The following is a 22,015-nucleotide window of genomic DNA, read 5'->3' as shown; positions in this document are numbered from 1 at the left end:
ATTATTCACCTTCATAGCCTGGCGGTGTAGGAGCCGCATCTGGCAGGACAGTATTATTGTCACCTAACATTATGTGATCCAGTATCTGACGCATTACCGTACCCACGGCCGGTCCGGCCCCACCGTTTTCCAGAATCATCGTCACGGCAACACGCGGTTTATCATATGGCGCAAATGCGGTCATCAGCTTATGGTCACGCAGGCGTTCTGCGATTTTATGCGCGTTATAGGTTTCGTTCTCTTTCAGACCAAAGACCTGAGCCGTACCTGATTTGGCGGCAATTTTGTAAGGCGCATCGGCAAAGCTTTTGTGGGCCGTACCGTTAGGGCGATTGGCAACGCCATACATGCCGTCTTTGGCAATTTCCCAATAGCCTGAATGGATGTCACCAATCGGTTGGGAAGGGGGCTGACGGTAAGGCACCAGGGTGCGGCCCTCGCGGGTAGCGCGCAACATATGCGGCACTTTGATAACCCCGTCATTGATGAGAATCATCATCGCTTTATTCATCTGCAGCGGTGTTGCCGTCCAGTAGCCCTGACCGATACCGACAGGAATGGTATCGCCCTGATACCAGGGCTTTTTAAAGCGGCGCATCTTCCAGTCGCGCGTCGGCATATTGCCCGCACTTTCCTGCGGTAAATCAATCCCCGTACGCGATCCATAGCCGAATTTGGTCATCCATTCGGACAGACGATCGATGCCCATGTCATAGGCAACCTGATAAAAGAACGTATCCGCAGACTCTTCGAGCGACCGGGTGACGTTCAGACGACCGTGGCCCCATTTTTTCCAGTCACGATAGCGCTTCTCGGAGCCGGGCAGTTGCCACCAGCCGGGATCGAACAGGCTGGTATTTCGATTGATGACGCCAGCGCTGAGCGCGGACACGGCGACATAAGGTTTAACCGTTGAGGCAGGCGGATAGGCGGCCTGGATGGCGCGGTTATACAGCGGACGGTTCTCATCTTCCAGCAATCCGCGATAGTCTTTGCTGGAGATGCCGTCAACGAACAGGTTCGGATCGTAGCTGGGCGTTGACACCATCGCCAGAATTTCCCCGGTGCGGGGATCGCTCACTACCACGGCGGCACGGCTACCGGCTAACAGCGTTTCAATGTACTGCTGTAGTTTCAGATCAATGGTCAGATAGATATCGCGCCCGGCCTGCGGGGATTGCTCGTGCAACTGACGGATCACCCGGCCACGGTTGTTTACCTCAACCTCTTCATAACCGGTTTTACCGTGAAGCAGGTCTTCGTAATAGGCTTCGATACCGAGTTTACCGATATCGTGCGTAGCCGCATAGTTTGGCCATTTCCCTTCTTTATCCAGACGCGCCACATCCCGATCGTTGATTTTCGAGACATAGCCCACAACGTGGGTCAGGGTTTGCCCAAAGGGATAGTAGCGGCGCTGATAGCCTTTGACTTCTACGCCGGGGAAGCGGTACTGGTTCACGGCAAAGCGCGCAACCTGCACCTCATTAAGGCCGGTTTTTACCGGGATAGAGGTAAAGCGACGTGAGCGCTTACGCTCTTTTTCAAACGCCTCAATATCGTCATCGGTGAGGTCGAGCACCGGGCGCAAATTTTGCAGCGTTTGCTTGAGATCGTCGACCTTTTCCGGCACCAGTTCGGCCTGATAAATCGTGCGGTTCAGGGCCAGTGGCGTACCGGTACGGTCATAGATAATGCCGCGGCTGGGCGCAACCGGTACCAGCTTTATACGGTTTTCATTTGACCGGGTACTGTAGTCGTCGAAACGGAGAATCTGCAGATGATAGAGATTGACCACCAGCACGGAGGAGAGCAGTAAGATGCCGACAAAAGCGATAAAAGCCCTGCGGACAAAGACTTTTTGTTCGGCGCTGTAATCGCGAAAGGCGTTGCTTTGTAATTTCATCCGCTACTTGTAATGTCTGGAGTGAGCTTATCGGTTATTCACGATGATAAGGATGATTTGTCGTAATGCTCCATGCACGATAAAGGCTCTCTGCAACCAGCACGCGCACCAGCGGATGAGGCAACGTTAACGCCGAGAGAGACCAACTCTGTTCCGCCGCCGCTTTACAGGCTGGCGCTAATCCTTCAGGGCCGCCAATCAGCAGGCTGACATCACGTCCATCCTGCTTCCAGCGCTCCAGCTGTTGCGCCAACTGCGGGGTTTCCCAGGGCTGTCCGGGAATATCCAGCGTCACTATGCGGTTGCCTTTACCTGTCGCTGCCAGCATCGCTTCGCCTTCCTTTTCCAGAATGCGTTTGATGTCGGCATTTTTCCCTCGTTTACCCGCAGGCACTTCCGTTAATTCAAACGGCATGTCTTTGGGAAAACGACGCAGGTATTCCATAAAACCGGTCTGAACCCAGTCAGGCATTTTGGTACCGACGGCAACAAGCTGCAATTTCACCGCTTAACCCCAGAGCTTTTCCAGTTCATACAACTGACGGCTCTCTTCCTGCATCACGTGCACAATCACTTCACCGAGATCCACAACGACCCAGTCGGCGGCCGTTTTGCCTTCCACGCCCAGTGGCATCAGACCGGCAGCACGGGATTCCTGCTCGACGTGTTCTGCGATAGAGGTCACGTGACGGGTGGAGGTACCGGTACAGATGATCATGAAATCAGTGATGCTCGATTTACCCTGTACGTCGAGGGTAACGATGTCCTGACCTTTCAAATCATCAATCTTATCAACAACGAATTCTTGGAGTGCTTTACCTTGCAAAAGGTTCCCCTTTAAAACTGGATGAGAGCGGGCTGGCTGAAACCCGGAAGACAGCCGAAAAATTTAGCGGCGCAGTATATCACGCCCATATCAGTCGCGATATAAGCCGGCGCGGTCTATGTAGGTAATCACGGAGGCAGGCAGTAAATCGTCACAGGCGAGATGTTGATGGCGACGCTGCCTGATCTCGGTGGCAGAGATGGCATACAGCGGGGTTTCTGCCAGCCAGATCGCCCCAGCCGGGCGTTGCCTGAGCTGTTGGCTGTCCTGAATGACGTGGCGATCCAGCCAGCGCTGCATGTCTGGCGACGCCATTTCCGTCGGATAGCCTGGCCGCTTACACACTAAAAGATGGCACAGGCTGAGCAGGTCCTGCCAGCGGTGCCATTTGTTCAGCGACAGCAGGGAGTCCTGACCGATAATAAAGCCCAGCGGTTGTTCGCCCCGTTCGGCCCGCAGCGCTTCTAAGGTGTCCACCGTCCATGAAGGCGTATCACGTTGTAATTCTCGCGTATCAATGTCAAAAAGTGGCAACGTTTTTATGGCGCACTCAAGCATTTCAACCCGCTGTTGCGGGCTGGCTTCGGGCTGTGGCCGGTGCGGTGGCACATTATTGGGCAGCAGGGTAACCCGGGACAGGCCAATCTGTTCGGCCAGTTTTTCTACCGGGCGGAGATGACCAAAATGAACCGGATCGAAGGTGCCGCCAAACAGGGCATGTAAGTCAGACATGGGCAAGGCTCGCAGGGAACGCGCGATTCGCGATCAGCATTGACAGCGTCTGCAACTGTGGCCAGACCGATTGACCATAATCCTGTTTCAGCGTGATCTCGATTTGCATCAACAAGTGAATAGCCTGCTGTAATCGCGCTGCATCCAGGCGTTGCAGTGCCTCGGTAAACAGGTTGCGGCGATTCTGCCAGATACGCTGCTGATCCATGAGTGTACGCAGCGGCTGTTGTGACTGATGGCGCTGCAGATGCAACAGGGTCAGCAAATCGCGCTGCAGGGTGCGCAGTAATATCGCGACTTCGCTCTCTTCTCTTTCAAGCTGCTGCAGAATATGCAGTGCGCGTCGGCTTTTGCCGCCAAGCAGCGCATCAACCCAGTGATAAGGGGTAAAGTGAGCGGCATCGCTGACGGCGGCTTCAACGCGTGGCAGCGTTAGTTTGCCATCGGGCCACTGCAGTGACAGTCGTTCAAGCGCCTGGGACAACGCCAGCAGGTTACCTTCATAGCAGTAGCAGAGTAGCTGGACGGCAGCATCATCGATGTCGAGCTTAAGGGCTTTTGCACGGCTGGCGACCCAGCGAGGGAGCTGAGCCTGTTCTGGCGTCTGGCAGGGGACCAGCACGGCATGGGCCGAAAGCGTTTTAAACCAGGCGCTGTTTTCCTGCGCTTTGCTGAGTTTTGCCATTCGGCAAATCAGTAGAATATCGGCGTGGAGCAGCGGGGCCAGCTTGATGAGTTGCTCCGCGATAGCCGCATTCGGTCCATTTTCAGGAAACTGTAACGTCAGCGTCTGGCGTTGAGCAAACAGGCTCATTGACTGACAGCTAACAAACAGGCTGTCCCAGTCCGTTTGCGCATCGAGCGTAAAACTCAGATGCTCTTCAAAACCCTGCGCCACGGCGCTGGCACGAATCGCATCTGCACTTTCCTGCAACAGCAAGGGTTCATTACCGGTTAATAAATAACAGGCGCGCAGCCCCTCACGGAGCTGCGCGCTGAGTTGTTCCGGGTAAATCCTGATCATTGCGGCATTGGCGTGGCGGAAGAAGAAACCTCCGCAGCAGGTTGAACCGGTTTGGAAACCGTCGATTTGGACGACATTTGCTGAGATTCCATCTGCGCAGCATGAACAGTAAGCAGCTTACGCACCAACTGTTCGCCTGCGCGCTGGCGCATCTCCTGAATAATCATGTCCTGCTCAGCGTCTTTCGCCAGTGCCGCGTTAGGGTTATCAAAGAACGAGCGGTAAACGGTTGCACTGATAGGGTAGATCCCTTTATTCGGGATCAGCACCTGAGCAGAGACCGTCATCGTCAATTGATACTCAGCTGTGGTACCGCTGATAAATACGGAGGCGGTACTACGGCTTTGTCCTTCTCCGCCAAGACGTAGCGTTGGCACGGTCATGCTGTTTTTCTGCGTAGTTTCAACAATATTCACGTTGTTGAGACGCAACTGCTGACGTACGGTACGCGCCAGAGGGCCGTAAGGGTCACCACTGTCTAAAACCAGCGTTCTCAGTTCGGTTGGCACCTGAGTGGTGCCGCGCGGATGAAAACCACAGCCAGCGGTGATGACCACCGCCAGCATGACAAACAACCTGATAATCGGATGTCGCACAGTTCCTCCTGAACTTAACCCACAACCAGGTTAAGCAGTTTGCCCGGTACATAAATGACTTTACGAATGCTAACACCATCAAGGTATTTCGCTACTAATGGTTCCTCAGCCGCACGCGCCTGAACCTGTTCCTGGGTTGCCTCGGCGGGTACGGTAATTTTACCACGGACTTTACCGTTAACCTGAACGACGACCAGCAGAGAATCTTCAACCATCGCGGCGTCATCGGCCACCGGCCATTCCGCATTGTCGATGGTGCCTTCACCACCCAGCGTTTGCCACAGTACGTAGCAGGCATGTGGTGTGAACGGATACAGTAAACGCGTCACGGCCAGTAACGCTTCCTGCATCAGGGCACGATCCTGTTCGCTGTCCTGCGGCGCACGCGCCAGCTTATTCATCAGCTCCATCACGGCCGCAATCGCGGTGTTGAAGGTCTGACGACGGCCAATATCGTCGGAAACTTTGGCAATGGTTTTGTGCAGATCGCGACGCAAGGCTTTCTGATCATCGTTCAGACTGGCAACGTCCAGGGCAACGGTAGCCCCTTTCTGCGAATGGTCGTAGGCCAGTTTCCAGACGCGTTTCAGGAAGCGGTTAGCGCCTTCAACACCGGATTCCTGCCACTCCAGCGTCATATCCGCCGGGGAAGCAAACATCATGAACAGACGTACGGTATCTGCGCCATAGCGCTCAACCATCAGCTGTGGGTCAATGCCGTTGTTTTTCGACTTCGACATTTTGCTCATGCCCGCGTAGATCACGTCACGGCCCTGCGTGTCTACTGCTTTCACGATGCGGCCTTTCTCATCACGATCGACAGTCACATCAACAGGAGAAACCCAGTTACGTTCACCGTTAACACCCACGTAATAGAACGCATCCGCTAACACCATCCCCTGACACAGCAGACGTTTGGCGGGCTCATTCGAATTCACCAGGCCGGCATCGCGCAGCAGTTTGTGGAAGAAACGGAAATACATCAGATGCATGATGGCGTGTTCGATACCGCCCACATACTGATCCACCGGCAGCCAGTAGTTCGCCGCCGCCGGGTCCAGCATGCCGTCTTTATAATCGGCGCAGGTGTAGCGCGCGTAATACCATGAAGACTCCATAAAGGTGTCAAAGGTATCCGTTTCGCGCAGTGCGGGCTGACCGTTTACGGTCGTTTTTGCCCACTCTGGATCGGCTTTAATCGGACTGGTAATGCCGTCCATCACCACATCTTCAGGCAGGATGACCGGAAGCTGATCTTCTGGCGTTGGCATCACGGTGCCGTCTTCCAGCGTGACCATAGGAATCGGTGCGCCCCAGTAACGCTGACGGGAAACACCCCAGTCGCGTAAGCGGTAATTAACTTTGCGCACGCCAACGCCTTTCGCGGCCAGCGCATCAGCAATGGCGTTGAACCCGGCGCTGTGATCCAGACCGCTGCACTCGGCTGAGTTAAACAGCACGCCTTTATCGGTCATCGCGGCAGCGCTGACATCTGGCTCGCTGCCGTCCAGGTTAAGGATAACCGGTTTGATCGGCAGATCGTATTTAATGGCAAACTCCCAGTCACGCTGGTCATGGGCCGGCACCGCCATGACGGCACCCGTGCCGTACTCCATCAGCACAAAGTTAGCGACCCAGACAGGAACAGGCTCACCCGTTAATGGATGCACAGCAAACAGCCCGGTAGCCATCCCTTTCTTTTCCATGGTGGCCATGTCAGCTTCAGCCACTTTGGTGTTGCGGCATTCGGCAATAAAATCAGCCAGGGCAGGGTTGCTTGCGGAAGCCTGCAGTGCCAGCGGATGGCCCGCCGCGACGGCAACGTAGGTTGCGCCATAGAAGGTGTCCGGACGCGTGGTATAAACCGTGACGTTTTCGTTGCTGTCCGCTACGTCAAAGGTGATTTCCACCCCTTCAGAACGGCCAATCCAGTTACGCTGCATGGTTTTGACCTGCTCAGGCCACTCTTCCAGCGTATCCAGATCGTTCAGCAGCTCTTCAGCATAATCCGTAATTTTGATAAACCACTGCGGAATCTCTTTGCGCTCAACTTTGGTGTCACAGCGCCAGCAGCAGCCATCGATAACCTGTTCGTTAGCCAGAACGGTCTGGTCATTGGGGCACCAGTTCACCGCCGAGGTTTTTTTGTATACCAGGCCTTTCTCATAGAGTTTGGTAAAGAACCACTGCTCCCAGCGGTAATATTCTGGCTGGCAGGTGGCGAGCTCGCGGCTCCAGTCATAGCCAAAACCCAGCAGTTTAAGCTGGTTTTTCATGTAGGCGATATTGTCATAAGTCCAGGGCGCCGGTGCGGTATTATTTTTTACCGCCGCGCCTTCCGCAGGCAGACCGAATGCATCCCAGCCGATAGGCTGCAGCACGTTTTTGCCGAGCATGCGCTGATAACGCGCGATGACGTCGCCGATGGTGTAGTTACGAACGTGGCCCATATGGAGGCGGCCAGAAGGATAGGGCAACATGGACAGACAATAATATTTCTCTTTGCCTTCCTGCTCAGTCACTTTAAACGTTTCGTCTTCATCCCACTGCTGCTGAACGCGGGATTCAATCTCTTCCGGGCGGTATTGCTCTTGCATGGCTGCCTGTGGTCCTTAATAAATGACACTTTGCTGACTTTACGATCCGCATAGCATACCCATAAGGCCGCACATCAACAACACTTCCCACTTTATGCAGGGGCGATTTATCGCTAAAGCGTCAGCGTTTTCACTCTTTTACCATTCCTTACCCAGTGAACCGGGCAAATGTGACAAAGTAGCTAAACTTAGTACAGGTACTGAGCGCAAAAAGGAGAATAAAATGAATAAAGTGGCACAGGAGTATCACGATTCGTTGGCGGTATTAACCGAACGTCTTCGCCACGGCGATCGCGATCTGGATACATTGGTGGAAGATCGGCGTCGTCATTTACGTGCGCACTCAGATCTGACACCAGATGAAGTTGATCGGGCACTGGCCTCGGTGCGTCGCGATTTAGCCGAGTTCGGTCGTAACTATGCAGAAGCGGAAGAACCGGTGGCGGATTCGGTCTTTATGCGCGTGATCCGCGAAAGTATCTGGAAAGAGCTGGCAGACATCACGGATAAAAGCCAGCTGGAGTGGCGCGAAGTCTTCCAGGATTTACAACATCACGGCGTTTACCAAAGCGGTGAGGTGGTGGGGCTGGGCAATCTGGTGTGCGAAAAATGTCACTTTACTCGCGCGATTTATACGGCGGAAACCCTGTCACGCTGTCCGGAATGCAATCACGATCAGTTTTATCGCCAGCCATTTGAGCCCTGACAGAAACAGGCGGGCACGGTGCCCGCCTGGTTTTTAGTGCAGAATTTTTGCCAGGAAATCCTTCGCCCGCTCAGACTGCGGATTATTAAAGAAGTCCTCTTTTTTGGTGTCTTCGATAATTTTGCCTTCGTCCATAAAAATGACCCGGTTCGCCACCTTACGAGCAAAGCCCATTTCGTGGGTGACGACCATCATGGTCATGCCTTCCTGCGCCAGTTCCACCATGACGTCCAGCACTTCATTGATCATCTCAGGATCGAGCGCCGATGTCGGTTCATCAAACAGCATGGCAATGGGGTCCATGCAGAGCGCCCGGGCAATCGCCACGCGCTGTTGCTGACCTCCCGAGAGTTGTCCGGGAAACTTGTCGGCATGAGCAGACAAACCCACGCGGGTCAGAAGCTTCAGACCTTTATCGCGGGCAGCGGCCTTATCCCGCTTCAGCACTTTTACCTGTGCCAGTACCAGGTTGTCGATAATGCTCAGGTGAGGGAACAGCTCGAAGTGCTGAAACACCATGCCGACTTTGCTGCGCAGCGTCGCCAGGTTGGTTTTTTTATTGTTCACTTCGGTGCCATTCACCGTAATGCTGCCTTGCTGGATCGGCTCCAGACCATTGACGGTTTTAATCAGGGTTGATTTGCCTGAACCCGACGGCCCGCATACCACCACCACTTCACCTTTTTGTACCTCGGTAGAGCAGTCGGTCAGCACCTGAAATTGACCATACCACTTGGAAACGTTTTTCAGGTTAATCATTTAAACCGTCCTTTTTCTTTTTAGATAGCTGACCAACAGTGATGCGCTCAGGCTGATCACAAAGTAGACCAGACCAGCAAACAAAATCATTTCTACTTGGGTACCGTCACGTTCGCCAATAGTGGACGCGGTGCGGAAGAAGTCAGCCAGACTCAGGACATAAACCAGCGAGGTATCCTGGAACAACACGATGCCCTGGGTCAGTAACAGCGGGACCATGGCGCGAAACGCCTGGGGTAAAATAATCAGTCTCATCGACTGCCACTGCGTCATTCCCAGCGCCAGCGCAGCGCTGGACTGCCCCCGTGCGATGCTGATAATCCCGGCACGAATGATTTCAGAGTAATAGGCGGCTTCGAACAGGGAGAATGCCACCATAGCTGAGATCAGACGGATATCGGTCTTGGGCGAAATCCCCAACACCTGCTGTAAAAAGCTGGGTACAACCAGATAGAACCACAGCAGCACCATCACAAGCGGCACCGAGCGGAACAGGTTGACATACAGCCTGGCAAACCAGCTGATGGGCTTGAAGGTGGACAGGCGCATTACCGCCAGCAGCGTGCCCCAGAGGATGCCAAACACAACGGCGGTTAGGGTGATCTTGAAGGTGATGACCAGGCCACTAAGCAGATAGGGCAGGCTGGGAGGAATAGAACTCCAGTCAAATGCGTACATCATTTGCCTCCCGCGTTGCCAGGCAGACGCACTTTGCGTTCAACCAGGCCCATCAGCAACATAATCACCAGATTAATTGCCACGTAAGCCAGGGTAATTGCGGTGAAGGATTCATAGGCGTGCGCGGAATAGTCCAGCAGTTTTCCTGCCTGTGCCGCCATATCAACCAGACCGATCGTCGAGGCAATCGCCGAGTTTTTAACCAGGTTAAGCATCTCTGACGTCATCGGCGGCACGATAACCCGATAAGCATTGGGCAACAGCACGTAGCGATAGGTTTGTGGCAGCGTCAGCCCCATGGCCAGCCCGGCGTTCTTTTGGCCGCGCGGCAGCGACTGAATGGCGGCACGTACCTGCTCGCAAACGCGTGCAGCGGTGAACAAGCCCAGACAGATGACTGAGGAGATAAAGAACTGCAGGTTAGGGTCCAGTTCTGACTTGAACCACATACCGAGATTCTGTCCCACCAGCTCTGGCGCAACCAGATACCAAAAGAAGAACTGAACGATAAGGGGGATATTACGAAACAGTTCTACATAGCAGGTTCCTATCGTGGATAACAGGCGATTAGGAACAGTACGCAGAATGCCAAAAAATGAACCTACACAGAAAGCAATAATCCAGGCACAGCAGGAGACGGCTATCGTCACCTGAAAACCGGACCACAACCAGCCGAGATAGGTGGTATTACCGAACGGGGCCTGTTCGAGAAATATGCCCCAGTTCCAATCGATACCCATAACGAGCTCCGGTAAAAAAGGGTAGCAGAGCTACCCTGAAGATTGATGAGCGACTTAATTCGCCTGATTCGGGGGAACGACCCGTGCAGGCTGTCTGTCCACGTCGCAGTTTCAGCAATCGAGAGGGCGACAATGCCGCCCTTGTTATCGTTGTTAATTCAGTGCCTTGTCATTAGGCGTTTTGAACAGCGTTTTCATGTCATCAGACAGTTCAAAGTTCATGTTCAGGTTTTTAGGCGGGATAGGCTGCTTAAACCAGATATCAAACCATTTTTCTGCCTGGCCTGAGGTCTGGGCTTTCGCAATGGTGTCATCCACCAGGGTTTTGAACTGTGGATCGTCTTTGCGCAGCATACAGCCATAGGCTTCTTTAGACTGCGGCGTACCCAGGATTTCCCAGTCGTCAGGCTTTTTCGCTTTGGCACGTTCGCCAGCCAGCAGCGCATCGTCCATCATAAAGGCCACGGCACGGCCGGTTTCCAGCGTGCGGAACGAGTCACCATGGTCTTTCGCGCTGATAATGCGCATATCCATTTTTTTCTCGTCGTTCAGTTTGTGCAGCAGCACTTCTGAGGTGGTGCCTGAGGTCACGACGACAGTCTTACCTTTCAGATCGTCGAAATCTTTAATCGGACCGCCTTTCTTGACCAGCAAACGGGTGCCGATAACAAAAATGGTATCGGAGAATGCCGCTTGTTTCTGGCGCTCAAGGTTATTGGTGGTGGAACCGCATTCGTAATCGTATGTGCCGTTCTGCAACAGCGGAATACGGTTTTGCGATGTAATAGGAATCATTTTAATTTGCAGATCGGGCTTATTCAGTTTGGCTTTAATCGCGTCTGCAATGGCATTGGAATAAGCCTGAGAATAACCAACCACTTTTTGCTGGTTGTCGTAATAAGAAAAGGGAACTGATGATTCACGATGCCCGATGACAATGACGCCATTGTCATTGATTTTCTTCAGGGTACCGCTCAGATCTTCCGCCTGGGCCGCTCCCGCTGCTGCGCTTAACAGCAGAAGAGATAATGCCACTTTGCGTAATTGCATGTTCCAACTCCTTCATGTGGAAATTGCACAGGATCTACCCCTGTACTGATTGTGATGTTGTGTGTATTTTGCGCTGCTTTTCTTGTTATCCCTTCGCGCTTAAGCGCTGAGAATATTCACTAACATAGCGGATTGTTAACTCAATGAAACAAAAAAGTTTCTTTTTTGCGATGTCATTCGCACCAAAAAAAGGCAAATAAAGGCCAATGCACATAAAGGGTGCGCATCAGGACTCTTTTTGGTGCGCCGCGCCCGCTAACAGGCCTGAATGCCGGTGAATACAGAAACATTTTGCAATCATCGTGCCAAAATAAAATGACAATCCGGTGAAACGCTAGTTTTACTGCAGAAGCAGAAGCAGAAGCAGAAGCAGAAGCAGAAGCAGAAGCAGAAGCAGAAGCAGAAGCAGAAGCAGAAGCAGAAAAGAACGAGCAGGGAGAGAAGATGTGGCGAAGCCGCGCTTCGCCACAGGGGGAATTAGCGGTGACGTCTGATAAAGGCGATCAGCCCGGCCAACAGGGTGGCTAACCATACCGGCCAGATACCGGCTCTGGAATAGGGGGTTTCACCGCGGGTGGGCGTTACCTTGTCCACTAAAACATCCCGGGTGAACTGCGGCAGAACTTTCTCCACATCGCCATCGGCATTCACCACGGCAGTCACACCGTTATTCGTGCCGCGCAGCAGTGGCCTGCCCAGTTCGAGTGCGCGCATGCGCGCCATCTGGAAATGCTGCCAGGGGCCAATCGAGTGACCAAACCAGGCATCATTCGAGACGGTTAACAGAAAGTTGGTATCCGGACGGAAGTTGGCGCGCACCTGCTCCCCTAAAACGATCTCATAGCAAATGGCCGTCGTCAGATGATAATTTGCCACGTTGAGCTGAGGCTGCAGATAAGCGCCGCGACTAAAGGCGGACATCGGCAAATCAAAGAAAGGGGCCAGCGGTCGCAGCAGGTCAGCCATGGGAACGAATTCACCAAAGGGCACCAGGTGGTGTTTCTGATAGCGGTTGGTGCTGAAGTAGTTATAAGGCTTCGGTCCGCCCAGAACGATTACCGTGTTGTAGTCATGGTAGCGATTCTGCTCCAGACGCGAATCCACGATACCGGTGACCAGCGAGCTGCCGCGCGCGCGTAATTCATTATCCAGCGAACGCAGGAAAGGTTGCTGGTTACTTTCCAGATCGGTAATGGCTGACTCCGGCCAGATAATAATGGGGGCTTTGCCCATTAGTGGCTGGCTCAGATCGCTGTAAATACGCAGGGTATTCAGCAGCTGTTGCGGGTCCCACTTCATTGACTGGGGAATGTCGCCCTGCACCAGCGCCACATTGACTGCCCGTGCTGGCAGCGGTTGATACCACTGCAGATAGCGTAACGGCCAGCATAGGGCCAGTAATGCCAGCGCACCCACCAGGCTTTTAATATTGCGCTGCTGCAGGGCGTACACCAGTAACCCGGCAACGATCATCATCAGGAAGGTGATGCTTTCCACACCCGCCAGAGGCGCAATACCTTTCAACGGGCCGTTGATCTGGCTATAGCCAAACTGTAACCACGGAAATCCGGTTAATATCCAGCCGCGTAAAAACTCCGTGACCTGCCACAATGCGGGGGCCGCCAGTGCCAGCCGCCACAAGGTGGTTCGTGGCCAAATGCGGTTAAGCACCCCGGCAAACAGGGCCGGGTAAATCGCCAGATACGCCGCCAGCAGCACGACCAGGAATACGTTAACCGGCCCCGGCATTCCGCCGAAGGTGGCAATACTGACATAAACCCAGTTGATACCGCTGCCAAAAAGGCCAAATCCCCAACTGAAACCGATGGCGCTGGCTTGTGGGCTGGTACGGTTTAAGGTCAGGATTTGCAACCCGCAGAGCGAGAGCAGAGCGGCAGGCCAGAAATCATAAGGGGAAAAGGCAAGCGTGCCACAGGCGCCGCTGAGTAAAGCCAGCAGCAGACGTACCCGCTGCCGCTGGTAAAGTGAGGCTAATGCCATAAAATTATTCGTCATCCAGTTGAGGTAGCGCCGAATTTTCCGGAATTTTTACATGAACCTGGATGATACGACGGCTGTCAGCCATGGCAACTTTGAACTGGTAACCATCGATGTCGATGCTTTCGCCACGCGCCGGTAGATGACCAAAGCCCTGCATGACCAGCCCGCCAATGGTGTCCACTTCATCATCGCTGAACTGGGTGCCAAACACCTCGTTGAAATCTTCAATCGGCGTGAGTGCACGAACGGTATAGGTCTGACGGTTAAGCTGACGGATATCACGATCTTCTTCATCGTCATATTCGTCTTCGATTTCGCCAACGATCAGCTCCAGAATATCTTCAATCGTGACCAGTCCGGACACACCACCAAACTCATCAATCACAATCGCCATATGATAGCGCTGCGAGCGAAACTCTTTCAGCATGCGATCAACACGCTTGCTCTCAGGGACAACCACCGCCGGACGCAGGACTTTTTCCACGCTGAAAGGTTCAGATTCACTGCTCATAAACGGCAGCAGATCTTTCGCCATCAGGATGCCTTCAACATGGTCTTTGTCTTCGCTGATCACCGGAAAGCGAGAGTGTGCTGAATCGATAATTACACTCAGGCACTCTTCCAGGTTCTGATTTCGTTTTAGCGTAATCATCTGGGAGCGTGGGATCATGATGTCCCGCACGCGCTGTTCTGCAATATCCAGCACGCCCTCGAGCATGTCCCGGGTATCCTGATCAATCAGGTCTTTTTGATTGGAGTCACGGATAAGACCCAGTAGCTCATCACGGTTTTTAGGTTCACCGTGGAACAGTTGGTTGATTAGTAGGGAAAAAAATCCCTTTTTACTACTGGGTGCATCGCTGTTTTGAGAATGGTCGTCGCTCATGGCGGTTTTTAAAGATCTCTCTGGTAAGGAAATTACGCTGCCGGCCTGTTCGCCAGCAGCAGGATGGCCTGAATCACAGCTTCAGGTGTTTTCTTTCTCCGAAATGTACGGATCAGGATAACCAAGAGCAAGCATTATCTCTGTCTCGATACCTTCCATCTCTTCGGCTTCGCCGTCTTCAATGTGATCATAACCCAACAGATGCAGCGTGCCATGGATCACCATGTGCGCCCAGTGGGCTTCTGTGGTTTTTCCCTGTTCCTGCGCTTCCTGCTCAACCACCTGACGACAAATGATCAGGTCGCCTAGCAGCGGTAATTCGATGCCGGGCGGGGCTTCAAAGGGGAATGACAGCACGTTGGTCGGCTTGTCTTTGCCACGGTAGGTCAAATTAAGCTCATGACTTTCGGATTCATCCACCACACGAATGGTCACTTCACTTTCCGGCTGAAAGGGCATGACTGCCGCTTCCAGCCAGTGTTGAAACTGACTTTCCGTCGGTAAATTATCGGTCTGCTCGCAGGCCAGTTGCAGATCGAGGATCACGTCGCTCATGAATTCTCCTGGGCGCTGTGTTGGGCCGCAAGGGCGTCGCGTTTACGCTCTTCAGCTTGCTGGTCACGACGTTTTTGATCGGCTTCTTCCCAGGCTTCATAGGCGGTAACAATACGTGCCACAACCGGGTGACGCACGACGTCTTCGCTGTGGAAGAAGTTGAAGCTGATCTCTTCAACCTCGGACAGCACCTCTATTGCATGGCGTAAACCGGACTTGGTATGGCGCGGCAGGTCGATCTGCGTCACGTCACCGGTAATGACCGCTTTAGAGTTGAAGCCAATACGCGTCAGAAACATCTTCATCTGTTCGATGGTGGTGTTCTGGCTTTCATCCAGAATAATAAACGCGTCATTCAGCGTACGACCACGCATGTAAGCCAGCGGAGCCACTTCAATCACGTTGCGCTCCATCAGTTTCTCAACCTTTTCGAATCCCAGCATCTCAAACAGGGCGTCGTAAAGGGGGCGCAAGTACGGGTCCACTTTCTGGCTCAGGTCGCCCGGCAGAAAGCCGAGTTTCTCACCCGCTTCTACGGCAGGGCGCGTGAGAAGGATGCGGCGAATCTCCTGCCGTTCCAGCGCATCGACCGCGGCTGCCACGGCCAGATAGGTTTTACCGGTACCCGCAGGACCGACACCAAAGGTAATGTCATGGTCGAGGATATTCGCGATGTACTGTGCCTGGTTCGGCGTACGCGGCTTAATCACGCCACGTTTGGTCTTAATGTTGACCGCTTTGCCGTAGTCCGGTACGCTTTCCGCTGTTTGTTCCAGCACCCGGCTCTCTTTGATGGCCAGATGAATCTGTTCAGGTTCGATATCCGGGATCGCGCCGCGCACGGGCGCGGTATCGACATAGAGCGTTTTCAGGATATCAACGGCGGCATTCACACACAGCACCCGACCAACCAGTTTGAACTGGTTATCGCGGCGATTAATCTCAATGCCAAGACGACGTTCCAGCTGTTTTACATTGTCATCAAACGGACCACACAGGCTCATCAGACGGCGGTTATCAGCCGGTTCAAGGGCGATTTCACGGGTTTCAATATTCAAACGAATCCTTTGGGTCACTCAGGGCCAGTTGAGAGGGTTTGCTGCTGCATCAAACGCCTTAAGCGGATGCATCGTAACGAAATTATTTATGCGGTAGCGCCGGGGCGCAAGCGTATGAAGTGATATTTGGGCGGCACAGGCAGAAACCAAGTGCAAAACAGCAGAATGTGCGGCAGCCAGTGCTGCGCCGCCGCACATAACGAGGGATCAGGGCTGGAAGACCCCGACGCCGATGTCATTTTCTTTACGGGTACGGGCAATAACAGACGCAGGGCTTTCCGCAACGCGTAAACCGAGTTCATCTTCCGTGCGAATCAGCTTCCCACGTAAGGAGTTGGTATACACGTCCACGATTTCGACGTCGGCAAATTTGCCAATCATCTCTACCGACCCTTCAAAGTTCACCACGCGGTTGTTTTCGGTCCGGCCTGTCAGCTCCATCACGTTTTTACGTGAGATGCCTTCCACCAGAATCCGCTGCACGCTGCCCATCATGCGGCGGCTGATCGCCATCGCCTGCTGGTTAATGCGTTCCTGCAGAATGTAGAGACGCTGCTTCTTCTCTTCTTCGCTGACATCGTCAGGCAAGTCCGCTGCTGGCGTGCCAGGGCGTGCTGAGTAGATAAAGCTGTAGCTCATATCAAAGTTGATATCGCCAATCAGCTTCATGGTTTGCTCAAAGTCCTGCTGGGTTTCACCCGGGAAGCCAATGATAAAGTCAGAGCTGATTTCAATATCAGGACGCGCCGCACGCAGTTTACGGATAATGGCTTTGTATTCCAGCGCGGTATGGGCGCGCTTCATCAGCGTCAGAATACGGTCAGCGCCGCTCTGTACGGGCAGATGAAGGAAGCTCACCAACTCTGGTGTATCGCGATAAACTTCAATGATGTCGTCAGTGAATTCAATCGGATGGCTGGTGGTGAAGCGAATACGGTCAATGCCGTCAATGGCCGCGACCAGGCGCAACAGTTCAGCAAAGGTGCATACGTCGCCATCGAAGGTTGCGCCACGATAGGCGTTAACGTTCTGACCTAACAGATTGACTTCGCGCACGCCCTGCGCGGCAAGCTGCGCGATCTCCAGCAGAATATCGTCGGAGGGACGGCTGACTTCTTCACCGCGGGTGTAAGGCACCACGCAGAAAGTACAGTATTTGTTGCAGCCTTCCATGATGGAGACAAACGCGGTAGGCCCATCGGCGCGCGGTTCAGGCAAACGGTCAAATTTTTCGATTTCCGGGAAGCTGATATCGACAACCGGACTTTTGCTGCCGCGCACGGTGTTGATCATTTCGGGCAGACGGTGCAGGGTTTGTGGACCAAAGACAATGTCCACGCAAGGCGCACGCTGGCGAATATGATCCCCTTCCTGTGACGCGACGCAGCCGCCAACACCGATGATCAAATCCGGGTTGCGCTCTTTCAGTTTTTTCCAGCGCCCCAACTGGTGGAAAACCTTCTCCTGCGCTTTCTCGCGGATAGAGCAGGTGTTGAGCAGCAGAATATCCGCCTCTTCAGCTTCCTCTGTCAGGGTGTAGCCGTGCGTGCTGTTCAGCAGGTCAGACATCTTAGATGAATCGTACTCATTCATCTGACATCCCCAGGTTTTGATATGCAGTTTTTTTGTCATCGAGCTAGCCATTAAATCAGTGCAGTGAAGTGCTGGGGGCGTATTGTAATGCTTTGCTGCGGATGTGACCAGCCTGAGGGCTTTTCTGATCGTGCCTGATTTTTCCGGTACACTTTGCAGTAAGACAACCGCGCTGAAAAGTGACGGCATATGAGAGGGATACAAGTTATGCAGGATAACCAGTTTGATGTGGTGATTGTGGGCGGTGGCATGGTCGGTGCCGCGCTGGCATGTGGGCTGATGCAGCACAAGTTCCGTGTGGCGGTCGTGGAGCGGGCAACGCCGCCGCCTTTTGATCCACACAGCCTGCCCGATGTGCGTATCTCCGCTGTCGGTTCCTCTTCTGTGGCACTCCTGAAGCAACTGAATGTCTGGCAACGTGTTGAAGCGATGCGCTGTGCGCCTTATCGCAAACTTGAAACCTGGGAGTGGCAAACGGCGCAGGTGAACTTTGACGCCGAGTCGCTGGGGCTGCCTGAACTGGGCTATATGGTTGAAAATAACGTGTTGCAACGCGCCCTGTGGGAAGAAATGGAGCAGCGCGGGATTACGTTACTCTGTCCGGCGACCATGGACGATCTCCAGCCCTGCAATGGCGGCTGGACGTTGTCTTTAAGCGATGGGAACGCGGTGACGGCCGCGTTGGTGGTGGGCGCAGACGGCGCTAACTCGCAGGTGCGACAGATGGCCGGCATCGGTATTCATGGCTGGCGCTATGCGCAGTCCTGTTTACTGATCAGTGTGACCTGTGAACATCCTGCGGGTGACGCCACCTGGCAGCACTTTACCCCTCAGGGCCCTCGCGCTTTTCTGCCGCTGTTTGGTCATCATGCTTCTCTGGTGTGGTATGACTCTGCTGCACGCATTCGTCAGTTGCAGGCCATGCCGATGCTGCAGTTGGAAAAAGAGATCGCCAGCCACTTCCCGGCACGGCTGGGGCGTTTTCAGGCGCACGCAGCAGGCGGCTTTCCGCTGGTCCGTCGTCATGCCTTGCGCTATGTCTTGCCAGGGCTGGCTTTAGTGGGCGATGCCGCGCACACCATTAATCCGTTAGCAGGGCAGGGCGTGAACCTGGGTTATCGGGATATCGACGCACTGATGGATGTGCTGATTGACGCGCGTGGTAAAGCAGAAGCCTGGTCATCGGAACGGGTGCTGCTGCGTTATCAGCGCCAGCGCCGCAACGATAACCTGCTGATGCAGAGCGGGATGGACCTGTTCTATTTTACCTTCAGTAACCGCATTGGGCCGTTAAAGCTGGTACGTAATCTGGGATTGATTGCCGCTGAACATTCGGGCGTGCTGAAGCGCCAGGTATTACGATACGCATTAGGATTGTAAGCGCTCGCCACGCGTTGCACTGAGGTGATGCGTGGCTGTATCAGCAAATGCCAGATGCCAGATGCCAAAAACAACAAAGCCCGCAAAAGCGGGCTTTGTTGCTTAATTTGGCTGGGGTGCAGGGATTCGAACCCCGGAATGCTGGTATCAGAAACCAGTGCCTTACCGCTTGGCGACACCCCAATGGTGTCAAATCAAATTGTCTTAAAATGGCTGGGGTGCAGGGATTCGAACCCCGGAATGCTGGTATCAGAAACCAGTGCCTTACCGCTTGGCGACACCCCAAAAAAATGGTGGCTACGACGGGAATCGAACCTGTGACCCCAGCATTATGAGTGCTGTGCTCTAACCAGCTGAGCTACGTAGCCAAATTGTACTGCCTTTCGATGATGGCTGGGATACCTGGATTCGAACCAGGGAATGCCGGTATCAAAAACCGGTGCCTTACCGCTTGGCGATATCCCATTCGTCCCACTCGCAGCCACGAGATTCATCGAAATTGGCTGGGGTACCTGGATTCGAACCAGGGAATGCCGGTATCAAAAACCGGTGCCTTACCGCTTGGCGATACCCCATCCATGCTGCCGAATCATGAAATGGTGCGGGAGGCGAGACTTGAACTCGCACACCTTGCGGCGCCAGAACCTAAATCTGGTGCGTCTACCAATTTCGCCACTCCCGCAGAAAAAAGATGGTGGCTACGACGGGAATCGAACCTGTGACCCCAGCATTATGAGTGCTGTGCTCTAACCAGCTGAGCTACGTAGCCATCTTTTTTTCGCGCAACCTTCATCGGCGTTGCGGGGCGCATTATGCGGAGTTGACTACACAGCGTCAACAAGTTTTTTGCCGTTTTTTGCCTTCAAACGCCTGTTTGTCTGGCTTATAACCAGGCTGATGCTTTATTCGGCAATTTTTCAGTGAATACAACGCCAATAACAAAAAAAATGGGCCGTATTCGGCCCATTACGCACTCAGTATAGCACTTATTTATAAGCGGACTGGTGCACGCCTACGGCGCGTCCTGACGGGTCATCCATGTTTTTGAATGCCTCATCCCACTCAATGGCTTTCGCCGATGAACAGGCAACAGACGGGCCGCCCGGGACGCATTCAGCCGCGCTCGGCAACGGGAACAGTTCTTCAAAGATTTCGCGATAAAGGTAGGCTTCTTTTGAGCCCGGCGTGTTGTGTGGGAAACGGAAGTGCGCCGTCGCCAACTGCTGATCGCTGACCTGTTTCGCCGCCACTTCTTTCAGCGTGTCGATCCAGCTGTAGCCAACGCCATCGGAGAACTGCTCTTTCTGGCGCCATGCCACACTTTCTGGCAGGTAGGACGAGAAGCATTCACGCAAAATGTGTTTTTCCATCTTACCGTTACTGCCGCACATCTTGTCCTGTGGGTTGATGCGCATAGCCACATCAAGGAATTTCTTATCCAGGAAAGGCACGCGGGCTTCAACGCCCCAGGCCGACATGGCTTTGTTGGCGCGTGCGCAGTCAAACATGTGCAGGGCCAGCAGTTTGCGAACGTTTTCCTCGTGGAACTCTTTCGCGTTCGGTGCCTTATGGAAGTACAGATAACCGCCAAAGACTTCGTCAGCACCTTCGCCTGACAGCACCATTTTGATGCCCATCGCTTTGATTTTACGCGACATCAGGTACATCGGCGTGGAGGCGCGAATCGTCGTCACATCATAGGTTTCGATGTGGTAAATCACGTCACGAATGGCATCAAGGCCTTCCTGCACCGTGAAATGAATTTCATGGTGGACCGTACCTAAATGCTCGGCCACCAGCTTTGCAGCTTTCAGGTCCGGTGAGCCTTCCAGGCCGACGGCAAAGGAGTGCAGCTGCGGCCACCAGGCATCGCTCTTATCCTGATCTTCCACTCGCTTAGCGGCAAAACGCTTGGTCACCGCTGAAATGATGGAGGAGTCCAGACCGCCTGACAGCAGCACACCATAAGGCACATCTGACATCAGGTGGCTTTTTACGGATTCTTCCAGCGCATGTTTCAGCTCGGCTGCATCAGTCACGTTGTTTTCAATGTTCTGGTATTCCATCCAGTCACGCTGCCAGTAACGACGGATTTCACCCTCGGTGCTGGAAAGGTAGCTTCCTGGCGGGAATTCTTTGATTGAACGACACACCGGCACCAGCGCTTTCATTTCTGAGGCGACAAACAGGTTACCGTGCTCATCGTTGCCCATATAAAGCGGGATGATGCCGATATGGTCACGGCCAATCAGATAGGTGCGTTTTACGCTGTCATACAGGATAAAGGCAAACATGCCTTCCAGCTCGTCAAGGAAATCGACGCCTTTCTCCTGATACAGCGCCAGAATCACTTCACAGTCTGAACCGGTCTGAAAAGCATAACGATCGCTTAATTTTGCTCGCAGAGCCTGATGGTTATAGATCTCGCCATTCACTGCCAGTACGTGGGTGTGGTCAGCGTTATACAGCGGCTGTGCGCCGTTGTTCACGTCAACAATTGAGAGGCGCTCATGAGCAAGAATGGCATGATCGTCAGCGTAAACGCCTGACCAGTCCGGCCCACGGTGACGCATCAAACGTGAGCTTTCCAATGCTTTTTTGCGTAACTCAACGGGATCGCTTTTCAGATCCAGCACACCAAAAATAGAACACATATCTGACTCCTGAACTCACCTGCGGCGATGTAATTTTACGTTTGTCCGGCAGCCTGTCGCTGCGTGATGTATAAGAAAATGCGTTATTTCCCACCCTCAATGCAAGAGGAATCGTCTTTTGCTGATGAAAATGTTGGTGGCGAGCGACTAATATTGAATTTCATCTAATGAAATAAGGTTTTTATTGACGGATCGGCAATGAAATGGAATTTCAGCACGCTTTTTGAACGCTGATAATGGCTTTAACGGGCCAGAAAGGGGAGACGCACCGCCT

19 protein-coding genes and 7 tRNA genes are annotated in these 22,015 nt (G+C 53.5%); 2 read left to right on the top strand and 24 right to left on the bottom strand.

Annotated elements, in window-relative coordinates:
* Nucleotide 1: 1 nt before the first annotated feature.
* The 7 genes from mrdA to leuS form a co-directional block, all read right to left on the bottom strand.
* Nucleotides 2–1,906: a peptidoglycan DD-transpeptidase MrdA gene (gene mrdA / locus NR177_RS14990; protein WP_063878745.1), complete on the bottom strand. Its 1,905-nt coding sequence runs from the start codon at nt 1,904–1,906 to the stop codon at nt 2–4.
* A 34-nt stretch (nt 1,907–1,940) separates the two neighbouring features.
* On the bottom strand, nt 1,941–2,411 hold the full coding sequence (gene rlmH / locus NR177_RS14985; protein WP_006118409.1) for a 23S rRNA (pseudouridine(1915)-N(3))-methyltransferase RlmH: 471 nt from the start codon (nt 2,409–2,411) through the stop codon (nt 1,941–1,943).
* Nucleotides 2,412–2,414: 3 nt separating this feature from the next.
* The gene (gene rsfS / locus NR177_RS14980; protein WP_063878746.1) at nt 2,415–2,732 is read right to left on the bottom strand and encodes a ribosome silencing factor; all 318 of its coding nucleotides are present in this window, start codon (nt 2,730–2,732) and stop codon (nt 2,415–2,417) included.
* Between the two features lie 90 nt (nt 2,733–2,822).
* Nucleotides 2,823–3,464: a nicotinate-nucleotide adenylyltransferase gene (gene nadD / locus NR177_RS14975; RefSeq protein ID WP_063878747.1), complete on the bottom strand. Its 642-nt coding sequence runs from the start codon at nt 3,462–3,464 to the stop codon at nt 2,823–2,825.
* Nucleotides 3,457–4,488, bottom strand: a complete 1,032-nt coding sequence (holA, locus tag NR177_RS14970; RefSeq protein ID WP_063878748.1) for a DNA polymerase III subunit delta — start codon at nt 4,486–4,488, stop codon at nt 3,457–3,459. Before holA ends, nadD begins: the two co-directional genes overlap by 8 nt.
* Nucleotides 4,485–5,084: an LPS assembly lipoprotein LptE gene (gene lptE, locus NR177_RS14965; protein ID WP_256853153.1), complete on the bottom strand. Its 600-nt coding sequence runs from the start codon at nt 5,082–5,084 to the stop codon at nt 4,485–4,487. The genes holA and lptE overlap by 4 nt, the downstream gene beginning before the upstream one ends.
* A 14-nt stretch (nt 5,085–5,098) precedes the next feature.
* On the bottom strand, nt 5,099–7,681 hold the full coding sequence (gene leuS / locus NR177_RS14960) for a leucine--tRNA ligase (RefSeq protein ID WP_256853152.1): 2,583 nt from the start codon (nt 7,679–7,681) through the stop codon (nt 5,099–5,101).
* A gap of 223 nt (nt 7,682–7,904) precedes the next feature.
* On the opposite strand from leuS, the gene NR177_RS14955 reads away from it, so the two are divergent.
* The gene (locus NR177_RS14955) at nt 7,905–8,387 is read left to right on the top strand and encodes a zinc ribbon-containing protein (protein WP_063878751.1); all 483 of its coding nucleotides are present in this window, start codon (nt 7,905–7,907) and stop codon (nt 8,385–8,387) included.
* A gap of 33 nt (nt 8,388–8,420) precedes the next feature.
* On the opposite strand, the gene NR177_RS14950 is transcribed toward NR177_RS14955, so the two are convergent.
* The 9 genes from NR177_RS14950 to miaB all read right to left on the bottom strand — a co-directional run bounded on the left by NR177_RS14950 (nt 8,421) and on the right by miaB (nt 17,746).
* On the bottom strand, nt 8,421–9,146 hold the full coding sequence (locus NR177_RS14950; RefSeq protein ID WP_063878752.1) for an amino acid ABC transporter ATP-binding protein: 726 nt from the start codon (nt 9,144–9,146) through the stop codon (nt 8,421–8,423).
* Entirely contained in the window at nt 9,147–9,824 is a 678-nt protein-coding gene (gene gltK, locus NR177_RS14945) for a glutamate/aspartate ABC transporter permease GltK (protein ID WP_172897840.1), read from the bottom strand. It lies immediately after the preceding gene.
* Nucleotides 9,824–10,564, bottom strand: a complete 741-nt coding sequence (locus NR177_RS14940) for an amino acid ABC transporter permease (protein WP_063878754.1) — start codon at nt 10,562–10,564, stop codon at nt 9,824–9,826. The genes gltK and NR177_RS14940 overlap by 1 nt, the downstream gene beginning before the upstream one ends.
* Nucleotides 10,565–10,717: 153 nt before the next feature.
* The gene (locus NR177_RS14935) at nt 10,718–11,614 is read right to left on the bottom strand and encodes an amino acid ABC transporter substrate-binding protein (RefSeq protein ID WP_063878755.1); all 897 of its coding nucleotides are present in this window, start codon (nt 11,612–11,614) and stop codon (nt 10,718–10,720) included.
* Nucleotides 11,615–12,091: 477 nt separating this feature from the next.
* The gene (lnt, locus tag NR177_RS14930; protein ID WP_109717274.1) at nt 12,092–13,615 is read right to left on the bottom strand and encodes an apolipoprotein N-acyltransferase; all 1,524 of its coding nucleotides are present in this window, start codon (nt 13,613–13,615) and stop codon (nt 12,092–12,094) included.
* A gap of 4 nt (nt 13,616–13,619) precedes the next feature.
* Complete coding sequence (gene corC / locus NR177_RS14925; RefSeq protein ID WP_145393797.1) at nt 13,620–14,501, bottom strand: CNNM family magnesium/cobalt transport protein CorC; 882 nt, start codon at nt 14,499–14,501, stop codon at nt 13,620–13,622.
* Between the two features lie 81 nt (nt 14,502–14,582).
* On the bottom strand, nt 14,583–15,056 hold the full coding sequence (gene ybeY / locus NR177_RS14920) for an rRNA maturation RNase YbeY (RefSeq protein WP_063878757.1): 474 nt from the start codon (nt 15,054–15,056) through the stop codon (nt 14,583–14,585).
* Nucleotides 15,053–16,114, bottom strand: a complete 1,062-nt coding sequence (locus tag NR177_RS14915; protein WP_063878758.1) for a PhoH family protein — start codon at nt 16,112–16,114, stop codon at nt 15,053–15,055. The genes ybeY and NR177_RS14915 overlap by 4 nt, the downstream gene beginning before the upstream one ends.
* Before the next feature lie 207 nt (nt 16,115–16,321).
* Nucleotides 16,322–17,746, bottom strand: coding sequence for a tRNA (N6-isopentenyl adenosine(37)-C2)-methylthiotransferase MiaB (gene miaB, locus NR177_RS14910; protein ID WP_063878759.1), 1,425 nt, complete (start codon nt 17,744–17,746; stop codon nt 16,322–16,324).
* A 168-nt stretch (nt 17,747–17,914) separates the two neighbouring features.
* Between miaB and ubiF the strand changes: the two genes are divergently transcribed.
* Entirely contained in the window at nt 17,915–19,087 is a 1,173-nt protein-coding gene (gene ubiF, locus NR177_RS14905) for a 3-demethoxyubiquinol 3-hydroxylase (protein ID WP_256853151.1), read from the top strand.
* A 108-nt stretch (nt 19,088–19,195) separates the two neighbouring features.
* Here the strand turns inward: ubiF and NR177_RS14900 are convergent.
* The 8 genes from NR177_RS14900 to asnB all read right to left on the bottom strand — a co-directional run bounded on the left by NR177_RS14900 (nt 19,196) and on the right by asnB (nt 21,741).
* Nucleotides 19,196–19,270: transfer RNA gene (locus tag NR177_RS14900), tRNA-Gln, on the bottom strand.
* 27 nt (nt 19,271–19,297) lie between these two features.
* Nucleotides 19,298–19,372: transfer RNA gene (locus tag NR177_RS14895), tRNA-Gln, on the bottom strand.
* 6 nt (nt 19,373–19,378) lie between these two features.
* A tRNA-Met gene (locus NR177_RS14890) sits at nt 19,379–19,455 on the bottom strand.
* A 22-nt stretch (nt 19,456–19,477) separates the two neighbouring features.
* Nucleotides 19,478–19,552: transfer RNA gene (locus NR177_RS14885), tRNA-Gln, on the bottom strand.
* Nucleotides 19,553–19,587: 35 nt separating this feature from the next.
* A tRNA-Gln gene (locus NR177_RS14880) sits at nt 19,588–19,662 on the bottom strand.
* Between the two features lie 22 nt (nt 19,663–19,684).
* Nucleotides 19,685–19,769: transfer RNA gene (locus tag NR177_RS14875), tRNA-Leu, on the bottom strand.
* Nucleotides 19,770–19,779: 10 nt separating this feature from the next.
* Nucleotides 19,780–19,856: transfer RNA gene (locus tag NR177_RS14870), tRNA-Met, on the bottom strand.
* A 217-nt stretch (nt 19,857–20,073) separates the two neighbouring features.
* On the bottom strand, nt 20,074–21,741 hold the full coding sequence (gene asnB, locus NR177_RS14865; RefSeq protein ID WP_145393800.1) for an asparagine synthase B: 1,668 nt from the start codon (nt 21,739–21,741) through the stop codon (nt 20,074–20,076).
* Nucleotides 21,742–22,015: the final 274 nt, after the last annotated feature.

The organism is Pantoea sp. Fr+CA_20 (assembly GCF_024520835.1).
Lineage (GTDB): Bacteria > Pseudomonadota > Gammaproteobacteria > Enterobacterales > Enterobacteriaceae > Pantoea > Pantoea allii.
The sequence above is the reverse complement of the archived record's forward strand: the minus strand, read 5'-3'. Positions and strand labels throughout refer to the sequence as shown.